This window comes from Pseudomonas sp. FJ2-5-13 (genome assembly GCF_029201605.1).
In the GTDB taxonomy this organism is placed as follows: domain Bacteria; phylum Pseudomonadota; class Gammaproteobacteria; order Pseudomonadales; family Pseudomonadaceae; genus Aquipseudomonas; species Aquipseudomonas lactis.
Map to the genome: position 1 here is coordinate 4,683,504 of NZ_CP104045.1, position 13,200 is coordinate 4,696,703.

General features: G+C 60.9%; 15 protein-coding genes. 7 read left to right on the forward strand and 8 right to left on the reverse strand.

Annotation, left to right across the window (positions count from 1 at the left end):
* The first annotated feature begins 13 nt into the window (after positions 1-13).
* Positions 14-1,210: an MFS transporter gene (locus tag N2A98_RS20715; protein ID WP_078803683.1), complete on the forward strand. Its 1,197-nt coding sequence runs from the start codon at positions 14-16 to the stop codon at positions 1,208-1,210.
* On the opposite strand, the gene arfB is transcribed toward N2A98_RS20715, so the two are convergent.
* Entirely contained in the window at positions 1,207-1,620 is a 414-nt protein-coding gene (gene arfB / locus N2A98_RS20720) for an alternative ribosome rescue aminoacyl-tRNA hydrolase ArfB (RefSeq protein WP_032895560.1), read from the reverse strand. The two genes, N2A98_RS20715 and arfB, sit on opposite strands and share 4 nt — an antisense overlap.
* 203 nt (positions 1,621-1,823) lie before the next feature.
* The gene (locus N2A98_RS20725) at positions 1,824-3,242 is read right to left on the reverse strand and encodes an amino acid permease (protein ID WP_069558754.1); all 1,419 of its coding nucleotides are present in this window, start codon (positions 3,240-3,242) and stop codon (positions 1,824-1,826) included.
* Between the two features lie 647 nt (positions 3,243-3,889).
* On the opposite strand from N2A98_RS20725, the gene N2A98_RS20730 reads away from it, so the two are divergent.
* Both N2A98_RS20730 and N2A98_RS20735 read left to right on the forward strand, forming a co-directional pair.
* Positions 3,890-4,027: a hypothetical protein gene (locus N2A98_RS20730; RefSeq protein ID WP_003175756.1), complete on the forward strand. Its 138-nt coding sequence runs from the start codon at positions 3,890-3,892 to the stop codon at positions 4,025-4,027.
* A gap of 73 nt (positions 4,028-4,100) precedes the next feature.
* Complete coding sequence (locus N2A98_RS20735; protein WP_044267780.1) at positions 4,101-5,060, forward strand: hypothetical protein; 960 nt, start codon at positions 4,101-4,103, stop codon at positions 5,058-5,060.
* Positions 5,061-5,256: 196 nt separating this feature from the next.
* Here N2A98_RS20735 and rluB read toward each other — a convergent pair whose 3' ends face one another.
* From rluB to N2A98_RS20765, 6 genes are all read right to left on the reverse strand, one after another.
* Complete coding sequence (rluB, locus tag N2A98_RS20740) at positions 5,257-6,465, reverse strand: 23S rRNA pseudouridine(2605) synthase RluB (RefSeq protein ID WP_044267783.1); 1,209 nt, start codon at positions 6,463-6,465, stop codon at positions 5,257-5,259.
* 143 nt (positions 6,466-6,608) lie between these two features.
* Positions 6,609-6,800 (reverse strand): DUF1289 domain-containing protein, encoded by a 192-nt coding sequence (locus N2A98_RS20745; RefSeq protein ID WP_044267786.1) that lies wholly within the window; start codon positions 6,798-6,800, stop codon positions 6,609-6,611.
* Positions 6,801-6,920: 120 nt separating this feature from the next.
* Positions 6,921-7,841 (reverse strand): SMC-Scp complex subunit ScpB, encoded by a 921-nt coding sequence (gene scpB / locus N2A98_RS20750; RefSeq protein WP_275622582.1) that lies wholly within the window; start codon positions 7,839-7,841, stop codon positions 6,921-6,923.
* Between the two features lie 12 nt (positions 7,842-7,853).
* Positions 7,854-8,612, reverse strand: coding sequence for a ScpA family protein (locus tag N2A98_RS20755; protein WP_171905498.1), 759 nt, complete (start codon positions 8,610-8,612; stop codon positions 7,854-7,856).
* A 60-nt stretch (positions 8,613-8,672) separates the two neighbouring features.
* The gene (locus N2A98_RS20760) at positions 8,673-9,302 is read right to left on the reverse strand and encodes an L-threonylcarbamoyladenylate synthase (protein WP_003193796.1); all 630 of its coding nucleotides are present in this window, start codon (positions 9,300-9,302) and stop codon (positions 8,673-8,675) included.
* A 13-nt stretch (positions 9,303-9,315) separates the two neighbouring features.
* Positions 9,316-10,179 (reverse strand): PHP domain-containing protein, encoded by an 864-nt coding sequence (locus N2A98_RS20765; protein ID WP_034134362.1) that lies wholly within the window; start codon positions 10,177-10,179, stop codon positions 9,316-9,318.
* Positions 10,180-10,266: 87 nt separating this feature from the next.
* On the opposite strand from N2A98_RS20765, the gene N2A98_RS20770 reads away from it, so the two are divergent.
* From N2A98_RS20770 to N2A98_RS20785, 4 genes are all read left to right on the forward strand, one after another.
* On the forward strand, positions 10,267-10,863 hold the full coding sequence (locus N2A98_RS20770; RefSeq protein WP_044267795.1) for a septation protein A: 597 nt from the start codon (positions 10,267-10,269) through the stop codon (positions 10,861-10,863).
* Position 10,864: 1 nt separating this feature from the next.
* A complete protein-coding gene (locus N2A98_RS20775) occupies positions 10,865-11,164 on the forward strand; it encodes a YciI family protein (protein ID WP_078803686.1) in 300 nt (99 codons plus the stop codon).
* Between the two features lie 100 nt (positions 11,165-11,264).
* On the forward strand, positions 11,265-11,942 hold the full coding sequence (locus N2A98_RS20780) for a response regulator transcription factor (protein WP_003193803.1): 678 nt from the start codon (positions 11,265-11,267) through the stop codon (positions 11,940-11,942).
* Between the two features lie 789 nt (positions 11,943-12,731).
* Positions 12,732-13,190: an LTXXQ domain protein gene (locus N2A98_RS20785; protein ID WP_032895550.1), complete on the forward strand. Its 459-nt coding sequence runs from the start codon at positions 12,732-12,734 to the stop codon at positions 13,188-13,190.
* Positions 13,191-13,200 lie beyond the last annotated feature (10 nt).

The window sequence follows — 13,200 nt, forward strand, 5'->3', positions numbered from 1 at the left end:
GTGGATCTCTCCCATGCCAGATACCCAGCGCCCCATGGCGGTCACGCTGCAAGTCGTTTCCATCGTGCTGTTTACCTTTATCGGCTACCTGAATATCGGCATCCCCCTGGCCGTATTGCCGGGTTATGTGCATAGCCAGCTGGGCTATGGCGCCGTTATCGCCGGGCTGGTGATCAGCGTGCAATACCTGGCTACCCTGCTGAGCCGCCCCTATGCTGGCAAAATCATCGACAACTTGGGCAGCAAGCGCGCCGTGCTGATTGGCCTGGTGGGCTGCGGTTTGAGTGGCGTGTTCATGTTGTTTGCAGCGTGGTTTTCCAGCCTGCCGGCTCTGAGCCTTGGCTGCCTGCTGGTCGGTCGGCTGGTGCTGGGCAGCGCTGAAAGCCTGGTGGGTTCGGGCGCGATTGGCTGGGGCATTGGCCGTGTCGGCGCGGCGAACACGGCCAAGGTTATTTCCTGGAACGGCATCGCCAGCTACGGCGCGCTGGCGGTCGGAGCGCCTTTGGGGGTGCTGCTGGTCAGCCAGTTCGGGCTGTGGAGCATGGGCGTCAGCATCATTCTATTGGCCGTGCTGGGCGTGCTGTTGGCCTGGAAAAAACAAGCGGCGCCGATTGTGCCCGGCATCCGTTTGCCGTTCATGAATGTGCTGGGCCGCGTGCTGCCCCATGGTTGCGCGCTGGCGCTGGGTTCAATCGGCTTTGGCACCATCGCCACCTTTATCACGCTGTATTACAGCACCCAGCACTGGGATAACGCGGTGTGGGCCTTGAGCCTGTTCGGTGCCAGTTTTATCGGCGCGCGTTTGCTGTTTGGCAACTTGATCAACCGCATCGGCGGTTTTCGCGTCGCCATCGCTTGCCTGTCGGTGGAAGTGCTGGGCCTGCTGTTGCTGTGGCTGGCGCCGGATGCTCAACTGGCGTTGGCGGGTGCGGCGTTGAGCGGTTTCGGCTTTTCCCTGGTGTTCCCGGCGTTGGGGGTAGAGGCGGTCAACCTGGTGCCGGCCTCCAGCCGTGGCTCGGCGGTGGGCGCCTATTCGCTGTTTATCGATTTGTCCCTGGGCATCACCGGGCCACTGGCGGGCGCCGTGGCGGCAGGTTTTGGCTTTGCCTCGATCTTCCTGTTCGCCGCCCTCGCCGCTTTCGCCGGTTTGCTGCTGAGCGTCTACCTGTACCGGCAGGCGCCCAAGGCCCGCGAAACACGCGACGCCTAGAAGTCGACCTTGCCGCGCCCGGCCTTGATGCTGCCGCGCTTGGTCTTGGACTCCAGGCGGCGTTTCTTCGAGCCCAGGGTGGGCTTGGTCGGACGCCTTTTTTTCTCGACCTTGGTGGCGCTCTGGATCAACTCCACCAGGCGCTCCAGCGCATCGGCGCGGTTCTGCTCCTGGGTGCGATATTGCTGGGCCTTGAGCACCAGCACGCCTTCGCTGGTGATCCGGCTGTCGCGCAGCGCCAGCAAACGCTCCTTGTAGAACTCTGGCAACGACGAGGCCGGAATATCAAACCGCAGGTGCACCGCACTCGACACTTTATTGACGTTCTGCCCACCGGCACCTTGGGCACGAATGGCGGTCAGCTCGATCTCGGCATCGGGCAAGTGTACGTTGTTGGAAATCACCAGCATGGAAAGCGCAAGCCTTGTTAGGAGAGTTAGAGATACGCCCCCTCAAGCCGAGCGCGGTAAAAAATGTGGGAGCGGGCTTGTGTGGGAGTCGGGCTTGCCCGCGATGCAGGCACCGAGGTGTAACAGGTACACCGCGGTGATGCTATCGCAGGCAAGCCAGCTCCCACACAAGCCCGCTCCCACATTTAGCGCAGTATATGGCCTTACTTCACCGTCAAGGCTTGGACTGCGACGGGCTGCTGCGCACGCTTGTTCTTGACCCAATAACACACACCCATGAACGCCACCCACACCGGGATCGCGTACACCGAGCGGTCAATGCCTGGAATCATCAACATGGTGCCAAGGATAAACACCACAAACGCGACACAGATGATATTGCCATACGGGTACCACAGCGCCTTGAACAGCGGCACCTGGCCGATGCGGTTCATGTGCTGGCGGAACTTGAAGTGGGAGAAGCTGATCATCGCCCAGTTGATCACCAGCGTGGCCACCACCAGCGACATCAACAGTTCCAGCGCGTCATGGGGCATCAGGTAGTTCATCAGCACCGCCACCAGGGTGATCGCCGCCGAGGCCAGGATCGAACGCACCGGCACGCCGCGCTTGTCGATCTTCGCCAGGGCCTTGGGCGCGTCGCCCTGCTCGGCCATGCCCAAGAGCATGCGGCTGTTGCAGTAGGTACCGCTGTTGTACACCGACAGCGCGGCCGTCAGCACCACGAAGTTGAGGATATGCGCGGCGGTGTTACTGCCCAGCATCGAGAACACCTGCACGAACGGGCTGCCACTGTAGGCATCGCCGGAGGCGTTGAGGGTCGCCAAGAGGCTGTCCCACGGTGTGAGCGACAGCAGTACCACCAGGGCACCGATGTAGAAAATCAGGATGCGGTAGATCACCTGATTGATCGCCTTGGGGATCACGGTGCGTGGTTGATCGGCTTCAGCGGCGGTAAAACCGAGCATTTCCAAGCCGCCGAAGGAGAACATGATGATCGCCATGGCCATCACCAAACCGCCGACGCCATGGGGGAAGAAACCACCATGCTCCCACAGGTTGCTGACCGAGGCTTGCGGGCCGCCGCTGCCGCTGACCAGCAGGTAACTGCCCAGGGCAATCATGCCGACGATCGCCACCACCTTGATGATGGCAAACCAGAACTCGGCTTCACCGAAAACTTTGACGTTGGCCAGGTTGATCGCGTTGATCAGCACGAAGAACGCCGCCGCCGAGACCCAGGTCGGAATCTCCGGCCACCAGTAGTGCACGTACTTGCCGACGGCCGTCAGCTCCGACATACCCACCAGAATGTACAGAATCCAGCAGTTCCAGCCCGACAGGAAGCCGGCGAAACCGCCCCAGTACTTGTGGGCAAAGTGGCTGAAAGAGCCGGCAACCGGCTCCTCGACAATCATTTCGCCAAGCTGGCGCATGATCATGAAGGCGATAAAGCCGCAGATGGCATAGCCCAGGATCATCGACGGGCCGGCTGATTTGAGCACCCCGGCCGAGCCCAGGAACAGGCCGGTGCCGATAGCGCCACCGAGGGCGATCAACTGGATATGCCGGTTTTTCAGGCCGCGTTTCAGCTCGCCTGAAGAAGAATGGGGTCCACTCATGAAAAGGGTCTCACGCAAGGTTTGAAGAGGTGAATGCAGGTTGCTGCCTTGAATTACCGACTCAAGCAGCGCCGCTCAAACCCCAGCGCAGGCACCAGGAGTACAGCGTCTTTCTAATGGTCATGCGTCACCTGTTTGTTTTTATCTGTGACGAAATCGAACCCGTCCGGCTCGTGGCCAGGCGGAGTGATCAGGGGGATCAAACCCTGAGGTCTTGGCCTTTTGCGTGGGTACGCAAGGGGGGTCACAGTAAAACGCGGCGCATTGTACACCGCTCGACAGCTTCGGCACGCACCGGGAAAGTGCACAGGCGATTCTGTCAGCTAATGCTTACATCAGCGCAAGCCTCAACAAAGCCAGGACATTTTCGTAAAGCTGTCGTTACACCCCGGAAAACCTGCGTTACATCCAGACTTCGGCAGCCCTCAACGGAATTCTGTCGGCAGGCAGCATCTGAAGAATCGCTTCAGCCAATGCACTGTTTTGCCTGAATAAAAAAATCCATCAAAAAACAGAAGAAAAAATCCAAATGAAACCGTGTCAATAAATTTTTTGCATTTCGAAACACTCTCTTCTAGGTTCTTTGCACTTGCCCGCGAAGCCCGTGGGTGAGCCGTTCTCAATCAACGTCCTCTAGGAGATACACCATGCAAGCACTGGAAAACGACCTGGAAACCGAACTGCAACTCGACGATTGGTTTGAAGCGCCGACCCATGAGGCCGCCGTTGAAATGATGCAAGCCGATGCCGTTGTGCCTTTTGGCACCGCGATGTGGCCTTTCTAATACCCGGCAGGCATCCGGCAGGCGCTGTGCACGGCGCCTGCCCCCTTACCCAAGGCACAGAAGGACACCCGTCATGGACAAGGCCCGCGCCGTCGAACACTTTCTCTACTACCTTGCGCACCACCCGGCCCTCAGCGGCCTGAACCGTCCCACCGTGTTGCTGGGCCATACCGAGCGCTATGACGCCATCGCCCAGGCGATCACCCACGGCAGCGCCGCCCGCTTCAACTTCCAACTGCAACGCCTGGACCTGGCGCCCAGCGAAACCTTGGCACAGGCCATTCAAACCTGTGACCTGTACCTGTTTCTCTACGATTCCTCCACGCTGCCCAACCCACGCGCCGAAGGCCCGGACTTTATCCGCGCCCTGCAAGGCGTGATGGCCGAACACTGGAAGAAATCCCTGCTGTTCAAGGATTACGGCGACTATTTCTACGACACCTTCAGCGTCGAGCCCCAACGCATCGCCGACCTCAACGCCACGCTGATCCGGCGCATGGCCCAGGCCAACGTGCTGAGCTTTACCGACAAACACGGTTCGCGCCTGGAAGCGCCGATGAGCAGCATCAAGAAGTGGACCAATATCAACGGCGTCGGCAACCACGACCTGGCCCCCGGCGAAATCGCCACCCACAGCGAAGCCATCAACGGCCAGGTACGGTTTGTCGGCACCTTCCTCAGCACCATCCCCTTTGCGCGCAAATACGGCGTGCTGCAATCACCGCTGGAGTTATGGATCGAAAACTCCACCGTTTGCAGCGTGGCCAGTGAGGTGCCGGGGCTGGCGGATGATTTCAACAAGTACCTGAATGCCAACCCGTCCAACCGTCGCGTAGAGGAATTGGGGATTGGTACCAATGAAGGGGTCAAGGACCTGTATGCGCGCAATGCCGGGTTTGAAGAGCGCCATTGCGGGTTGCACCTGGGCTTGGGTGGCGGGCAGAAAGGCAGTCATCACCTGGACCTGATCTTCGCCAGCGGGGTGTTGGCGCTGGATGACAAGCCGGTGTTTGATGGCGCCTTTGCCTTTTAAGCCCCCTTTCGAAACAAATGAAGCTTCAAATGTGGGAGCGGGCTTGCTCGCGAAGGCGGTGGGTCAGTCGATGCACGCGTCAACTGATACACCGCCTTCGCGAGCAAGCCCGCTCCCACATTGAATTGGGTTACCACAGTTGAGATAAAAAAAACGCCAACCCTAAGGTTGGCGTTTTTGTGCAGCGTTTAACGCATCACTGCGGCTTCTTGCGACCAAAACCAGGGCGCTGGCCGGAACCGGCCGGTGCGCCACGGCGCTTGCCCGACGGCTCGTCCGCGACCAGTTTCGGGCCAGGGCGCTTGTTCGCCGCTGGCTTGGCTGGACGCTTGGTGCTGGCGTTGTCGGCCGGGCGATCCGATTCACCACGGTTGCTGCGACCACCCGCCGGCGCAGGGCGTGGCGTACGTGGCGCACGCTCGCCTTCCTGACGCGCTGGCGCGGTGGGACGGCGCTCGCCTTCAATGTGCGGCTGACGCGAGATACGACCGCCGGTGGCCGGTGCATCCAGCGCAGGGCGCAGGGTGCGGGCAACACGTTCGGTACGCGGCACTGGGCGCGACGATTTACGCTGCATACGCTCAAGCTTGTCTTTGCTCTTGGCGTTCATCTGCGGCATGGCAACCGGCGTCAGGCCCACTTCGGCGCTGAGGATATCGACTTCGTACTGGCTCATTTCGCGCCAGCGGCCCATCGGCAGGTCGGAGTTCAGGAACACCGGGCCGAAACGTACGCGCTTGAGGCGGCTGACCACCAGCCCCTGGGATTCCCACAGACGACGCACTTCACGGTTACGGCCTTCCATCACCACGCAGTGGTACCAGTGGTTGAAACCTTCGCCACCCGGCGCCTGCTTGATGTCGGTGAACTTGGCCGGGCCGTCTTCCAGCACCACGCCCGCCTTGAGGCGTTCGATCATCTCGTCATCGACTTCACCGCGTACACGCACGGCGTATTCACGGTCCATCTCGTAGGACGGGTGCATCAGGCGGTTGGCCAACTCACCGTCAGTGGTGAACATCAGCAAGCCGGTGGTGTTGATGTCCAGGCGGCCGATGTTGATCCAGCGGCCTTCTTTAGGCTTGGGCATCTTGTCGAACACGGTCGGACGGCCTTCGGGGTCGTCACGGGTGCAGATCTCGCCGTCGGGCTTGTTGTACATGATCACGCGGCGCACCGATTCGGCGGCCTCTTCACGCTTGATGACCTTGCCATCAATGGTGATTGCATCGTGCAGGTCGACACGCTGGCCGAGGGTAGCCTCGACGCCGTTGACCTTGATGCGCTTCTGGGTGATCCAGGCTTCCACGTCGCGGCGCGAGCCCACGCCGATACGCGCCAGCACTTTTTGCAGTTTTTCGCCTGCTGGGCCGATTTCCTGGTCTTTCTGGTCTTGGTCATTCATCGTAAGCACCTCCCGGTGGGTCGATTCAGGCGTGGCCTGAGGGTATTGAAAGCGGGGCCTTGGCCGAATAGGTCGGCAAGGGGTCGCGAATCATACGCGCATGGCGCGTGTTGCGCATCACAGACTAGCCGATAACGCCCAGCTCATTTGCTTTTCCGCCGACCGGTGGCCCCAAGGGCCAGCAATCGCAGCTCGGCTTCGGCCAGAACCGTGCGTTTGTCGGCTTTGTCGAGTTTCTTCCAGGCACGGATTTCACGCTTGCTGCGGCCACAGCCGACGCAGATGTCGTCGTTGAATTTACAGATGCTGATGCACGGGTCTTTGGTCGAACTCATACATTTCCCCAGGCGACGCTGATTAAATGTGGGAGCGGGCTTGCTCGCGAATGCAGTGGTTCAACATTCGCGAGCAAGCCCGCTCCCACATGGGGTATTGCGGTGTTTGGAAATACCGGGTCAGTCTTCGAATTGGCGGCGTTCGTTTTCGATGGCCTCGGCCAGCGCCCGAGCTTCCTCTTCTTCGTCGCTCAAAGGCGGCGGTTCAAGAGCGGCGACAGCGGCCAGGAGTTTCTCCCGGGCCTCGGCCACGCCGAGAATATCTTCCTCGGTTTGGACCTCTGGCTCGGATTCAACGTTCACCTGGGTTTGCGGCTCTGCAGCACCATCACGCAGCAAATCGTCGAAGTCGGTCTTGATCCCCTGCTCCATGTCGTCCAGTTCCAGCAACAGCGTATGGAAACTGGTCTCGTCCTTGGGCTCCTCCGGCTCGGCGCTGGCGTCGGCCAGTTCCTGCAGGCTTTGCGGCACCGGCGCGTCGTCGAAGTCGAGCACCGGCTCGGCTTCCATTTCGCGCAGTTCGGCCAGGGGCGGCAGATCGTCGAGGTTTTTCAGGTTGAAGTGATCGAGGAACACCTTGGTGGTGGCGAACATGGCCGGTTTGCCCGGCACGTCGCGGTAGCCGACGATGCGGATCCACTCGCGCTCCAGCAGGGTCTTGACGATATGGCTGTTCACCGCCACGCCACGCACGTCTTCGATCTCGCCGCGGGTGATGGGCTGGCGATAGGCGATCAGCGCCATGGTCTCCAGCATCGCCCGGGAATAGCGCTGCGGGCGCTCTTCCCACAACCGCCCGACCCACGGCGAAAACTTCTCACGGATCTGCAGGCGGTAACCCGACGCCACTTCGCGCAGTTCAAAGGCACGGCCCTCGCAGGACTTGCGCAGGATCTCCAAGGCCTTCTTGAAGACCGGCGGCTCCGGGCGTTCGGCTTCTTCAAAAAGCTCGAACAGGCGCTCCAAAGATTGCGGTTTACCCGAGGCCAGGAGAAAGGCCTCCAGCAAAGGGGCCAGTTCGCGGGGTTCAGTCAGATTCATCGATTCAGCTCGTTATTCGGCTCGCGCCCGCACGTGGATAGCCGCAAAAGGCTCATTCTGTACCAGCTCGACCAAGGACTCCTTGACCAGCTCAAGGATCGCCATAAAGGTCACCACCACGCCCAGGCGCCCTTCTTCGGCGGTGAACAACTCGACAAAGGGCACAAACCCACCGCCCTTGAGGCGTTCCAGCACATCGCTCATGCGCTCGCGGGTAGACAGCGCTTCACGGCTGACCTGGTGGCTCTCAAACATATCGCCACGGCGTAGCACCTCGGCCATGGACATCAGCAATTCTTCCAGGCTCACGTCTGGCAGCAATTTGCGCGCGCGTGCCTCGGGGGCGTCGAGCTTGGGCACCACCACATCACGGCCCACACGGCTCAGGCCGTCGATGCCTTCGGCGGCAGCCTTGAAGCGTTCGTACTCCTGCAGGCGGCGGATCAGTTCGGCGCGCGGGTCATCCTCTTCGGCTTCCACCGTCTCCGAGCGCGGCAACAGCATGCGCGACTTGATCTCGGCAAGCATGGCCGCCATCACCAAGTACTCGGCGGCCAGTTCCAGGCGCACCGACTGCATCAGCTCGACATAGCCCATGTACTGGCGGGTGATTTCCGCCACCGGGATGTCGAGGATATTGATGTTCTGCTTGCGGATCAGGTACAGCAGCAAGTCCAGCGGGCCTTCGAAGGCTTCAAGGAATACCTCGAGGGCGTCCGGCGGGATGTACAAGTCCAGGGGCATTTCCATGACCGCCTGGCCGTACACCATGGCAAACGGCAGTTCCTGCTGGGCGCCGGCCTGGGGATCAGCGGTTTCCACGGCCGACATTCAGGCCTCGACCATGAACGGAGCCGGGTCGCCACAACCCACACGCACCACTTCTGGCTCACCGTCGGCCAGGTTGATCACCGTGGAGGCCTTATTGCCGCCGTAGCCGCCGTCGATGATCAGGTCGACGTGTTTTTCCAGCAATCGGCGCATTTCGTAAGGGTCGTACAACGGCTCGGTTTCGCCGGGCAGGATCAACGACACGCTCATCAGCGGTTCGCCCAACTCGGCCAGCAGCGCCAGGGCAATCGGGTGTTCCGGCACGCGCAGGCCGATGGTGCGCTTCTTGGGGTGCAGCAACAGGCGCGGCACTTCGCGGGTGGCGTTGAGAATGAACGTGTAGGGCCCCGGCGTGTGGGCCTTGAGCAGACGAAAGGTGCCGGTGTCGACCTTGGCGAACAGCCCGAGCTGGGACAAGTCGCTGCAGATCAGCGCAAAGTTGTGCTTGTCGTCCAGCTGGCGCAAGCGCCTTACCCGCTCGACCGCGCCCTTGTCGCCGATCTGGCAGCCAATGGCGTATGAAGAATCCGTCGGGTAGATCACTACCCCACCGGCACGGATGATCTCCACGGCCTGCTTGATCAGGCGCGCCTGAGGGTTTTCCGGATGAATCTGGAAGAATTGGCTCACGTACTCTACCTGTTCAGACGGTGGCAATAATGGGGTCATGCTTGAATCGCCCCCACAACAGCGGCAGATCTTCCGGAACCTGGCGATACTCGCCAATCTCGGACCAACCGCCTGGGCCATGAAAGTCACTGCCGGCACTGACCAGCAGACCAAATTCGCGGGCAAGGATCGCCAGGCTGCCGACCTGTTCGGCGGGTTGATGCCCGTTGACCACCTCGATGGCGTGGCCACCCGCTCCAATATAGTCGCTGATCAGCTTGCGGCGCTTGCTGCGGGTGAAATCGTAATGCCAGGGATGCGCCAGGCTGACCCAGGCCCCGGAGGCCCGCAGGGTCTGGACGGTGTCTTCCAGGGTCGGCCAATGCAGCTTCACGTCGCCCAACTTGCCGGCGCCCAGCCATTTGCGAAAGGCTTCGGCACGATCCTTCACATAGCCTTCACGCACCATCCAGTCGGCAAAGTGCGGACGGGCCGGTGCGTTGCCGCTGTCGCCCAGCTCTTGCTGGATAGCACGGGCGCCGTCTAGGGCACCCGGCATGCCTTTAAGGCTGAGCTTGCGGCTTATTTCTTCGGACCGCAGCCAGCGGCCATCGTGCAATTGGGCAATCGCCGCCACCAAGGGTGGGGCCTTTTGATCAAAACCGTAGCCCAGCACATGGATGGTGGCGCCGCCCCAGGTGCAGGACAATTCCACGCCATTGACCAACTGCATGCCCAGGGACTGCGCGGCCTGGCGGGCTTCATCGAGGCCTTCGAGGGTGTCGTGGTCGGTCAATGCCAGGACTCGCACGCCTTTTTCAAACGCACGCGCAACCAGTACCGCGGGCGCCAGGGCGCCGTCGGAGGCCGTGCTGTGGCAGTGCAAATCAACATTCACGGGAGTGTGTAACCTCAAGTCAGCTGGCGCTATCGCAACCAAGGATGTTTGTTATTATGCCGCCACATCCAGCTTCTGGCTCTTACTGTGAAACAATTCATCGACTTCATCCCGCTGTTGCTGTTTTTCATCGTTACCAAACTCGACCCCAGGGTCATCGAAATCGCCGGCCACGAGCTATCGTTCGGGGGCATCTACAGTGCCACTGCCGTACTGATCGTCAGCTCCATCGTGGTCTACGGCGCCATCTTCATCTCCCAGCGCAAGCTGGAAAAAAGCCAATGGCTCACCCTTATCGCCTGCCTGGTCTTCGGCGGCCTGACCCTGGCTTTCCACAGCGAAACCTTCCTTAAATGGAAAGCCCCGGTGGTGAACTGGCTGTTCGCCCTGGTGTTCATCGGCAGCCACTTCATTGGTGACCGCCTGCTGATCAAGCGGATCATGGGCCATGCGCTGACCTTGCCGGAGCCGGTGTGGGTACGCCTGAACGTGGCCTGGATCGTGTTTTTCCTGTTCTGCGGCGCCGCCAACCTGTTCGTGGCGTTTACCTTCCAGGACTACTGGGTCGACTTCAAAGTGTTCGGCAGCCTGGGCATGACCGTATTGTTTTTGATCGGCCAGGGTATCTACCTGTCGCGTCACCTGCATGACACCGCAGCTACCACACCAAAAACCGAGGACTGACATGCTCTACGCCATCATTGCCACCGACGTTGCCAACTCCCTGGAAAAACGCCTGAGCGTACGCCCGGCCCATGTCGAGCGCCTCAAACAGCTGCAAGCCCAAGGCCGCATCGTACTGGCCGGCCCGCACCCGGCCGTCGACAGCAATGACCCGGGCGACGCCGGTTTCACCGGCAGCCTGATCGTGGCCGAGTTCGCCTCCCTGGCCGACGCCGAGGCCTGGGCCAAGGCAGACCCTTACGTTGCAGCAGGGGTCTACACCGATGTGGTGATCAAGCCGTTCAAGCAAGTCTTGCCTTAAGCCCGGCTGCGTCGAACCTAATCGTATCGGCGTACTCATAATGGCTCACGGCGTCACCGGTGGGGCCTTCGCCGCCGACAATGGCTAAATTGAGTGAGTCATGAGCGAGCTGTTACTGATAGATGATGACCAGGAGCTCTGTGAGCTGCTGACCAGTTGGTTGAGCCAGGAAGGTTTCCAGGTGCGCGCCTGCCACGACGGCTTGAGCGCCCGTAAAGCCTTGGCCGACAGTGCGCCTGCGGCCGTTGTGCTCGACGTGATGCTGCCCGACGGCAGCGGCCTGGAGCTGCTCAAGCAATTGCGCAACGACCACCCGGAGCTGCCGGTGCTGATGCTCTCGGCCCGGGGCGAACCCCTGGACCGCATCCTCGGCCTGGAACTGGGCGCCGACGACTACCTGGCCAAGCCCTGCGACCCCCGCGAGCTGACGGCGCGCCTACGCGCCGTATTACGCCGCAGCCACCCCGCCGCGGTGTCCACCCAGCTGGAACTGGGCGACCTGTGCTTCAGCCCGGTGCGCGGTGTGGTCAGCATCGATGAACAAGAGTTCGCCCTTACCGTCTCCGAAAGCCGCCTGCTCGAAGCCCTGCTGCGCCAACCCGGCGAGCCCCTGGACAAACAGGAACTGGCGCAGATCGCCCTGGGCCGCAAGCTGACCCTGTATGACCGCAGCCTGGACATGCACGTCAGCAACCTGCGCAAAAAGATCGGCCCACACCCCGATGGCCGGCCACGGATCGTGGCGTTGCGCAGTCGTGGCTATTACTACAGCCTCTAAACACCACACTCAACCCTGTGGGAGCTGGCTTGCCTGCGATAGCGGTGGGCCAGTTAGCATAAACGTGACTGACACACCGCTATCGCAGCATAGGTATCTACACAACTGTGGTGCGACGCTGAACCTGTGGCGAGGGAGCTTGCTCCCGTGACGGCCTGACAGCCGGCGCCGATCTAACTAACGCGCCGCGATTCAAATGTGGGAGCTGGCTTGCCTGCGAAGGCGGCCTGACAGCCGACCGGGATCTGAGATCAGACTGAGTACATATCCGTTATTTAGGTAACGGCCACTTAGGGTTCCGCCCTGACGGCGGCTCACTTTTGAACAGCGCAAAAGTAAGCAAAACGCTCTTGCCCCACCACTCGGCACCTCGCTTAGGCTCGGTGTGCCCGTAATCCGCCAGTGATTTGGGGGGCCGCCGCCACGCGCCATCCATGGCGCGGGGCGGCTAAACCGGCATCCCTGCCGGTTTACCCCCCAAATCCCTGTCGAATTCCGGCCAGCGTGGTTTGACGGGGCGCCTAAGATCAAAAGCAGATCAAGATCAAGAGCGACTCGCTTCGCATCGTGGTTACCAGCGGCTGCGGCGAACTGCACAGTTGTGTAGATACCTATGGCTATCGCAGGCAAGCCAACTCCCCACCATTGTTCTCATCAGCCTCAAGGGTTTTGTCAGTTCCTATCAAACCCGTCTTTACCGAAGCTTTACCCTCCCCTGACCGCCGCTGACCTTGCTCTGCGTAACCTACTCACATCCGGACTCACCGGAATAGAGACAGGAGAATCACCATGCGCAAGACCCTTATCGCTTTGATGTTCGCCACCGCCCTGCCCACCGTTGCCATGGCAATGCCGGAAGGCCCAGGCCCGATGGGTGGGCCTGAAAGCCGCATGATGGGTGGCCCAGGCCACGGTGAACACGGCCCGCGTGGCAAAGGCGGCCCGTTCAGCCAGCTGGACTTGAGCAAGGAACAGCGCGAACAGATCCGCAAGCTGATGGGTGACCAATGGCACGCCCGCAAAGACCTGACCCAAAAGTACCTGGACAAACTCCCGGCCGCTGACCAGAAGGCGATGCAGGACGAAATCGCCGCCGGCAAGCAGAAAACCCAGGCCGATATCCGTGCCGTGCTCAAGCCCGACCAGCAGAAGAAGTACGACGATATCGTCAAGAAGCAAGCCGAGCGCCGCGCCGAATGGAAAGAGTTCCAGGCCTGGAAAGCCCAGCAAGCGCAAAAAGCGCAATAATGGCCTAGCT

Excerpts from the sequence above, each read along its gene's own strand:
- N2A98_RS20715 (WP_078803683.1), top strand. The coding sequence starts at position 14 with ATGCCAGATACCCAGCGCCCCATGGCGGTCACGCTGCAAGTCGTTTCC.
- arfB (WP_032895560.1), bottom strand. The coding sequence starts at position 1,620 with ATGCTGGTGATTTCCAACAACGTACACTTGCCCGATGCCGAGATCGAG.
- N2A98_RS20725 (WP_069558754.1), bottom strand. The coding sequence starts at position 3,242 with ATGAGTGGACCCCATTCTTCTTCAGGCGAGCTGAAACGCGGCCTGAAA.
- N2A98_RS20730 (WP_003175756.1), top strand. The coding sequence starts at position 3,890 with ATGCAAGCACTGGAAAACGACCTGGAAACCGAACTGCAACTCGACGAT.
- N2A98_RS20735 (WP_044267780.1), top strand. The coding sequence starts at position 4,101 with ATGGACAAGGCCCGCGCCGTCGAACACTTTCTCTACTACCTTGCGCAC.
- rluB (WP_044267783.1), bottom strand. The coding sequence starts at position 6,465 with ATGAATGACCAAGACCAGAAAGACCAGGAAATCGGCCCAGCAGGCGAA.
- N2A98_RS20745 (WP_044267786.1), bottom strand. The coding sequence starts at position 6,800 with ATGAGTTCGACCAAAGACCCGTGCATCAGCATCTGTAAATTCAACGAC.
- scpB (WP_275622582.1), bottom strand. The coding sequence starts at position 7,841 with ATGAATCTGACTGAACCCCGCGAACTGGCCCCTTTGCTGGAGGCCTTT.
- N2A98_RS20755 (WP_171905498.1), bottom strand. The coding sequence starts at position 8,612 with ATGGTGTACGGCCAGGCGGTCATGGAAATGCCCCTGGACTTGTACATC.
- N2A98_RS20775 (WP_078803686.1), top strand. The coding sequence starts at position 10,865 with ATGCTCTACGCCATCATTGCCACCGACGTTGCCAACTCCCTGGAAAAA.
- N2A98_RS20780 (WP_003193803.1), top strand. The coding sequence starts at position 11,265 with ATGAGCGAGCTGTTACTGATAGATGATGACCAGGAGCTCTGTGAGCTG.
- N2A98_RS20785 (WP_032895550.1), top strand. The coding sequence starts at position 12,732 with ATGCGCAAGACCCTTATCGCTTTGATGTTCGCCACCGCCCTGCCCACC.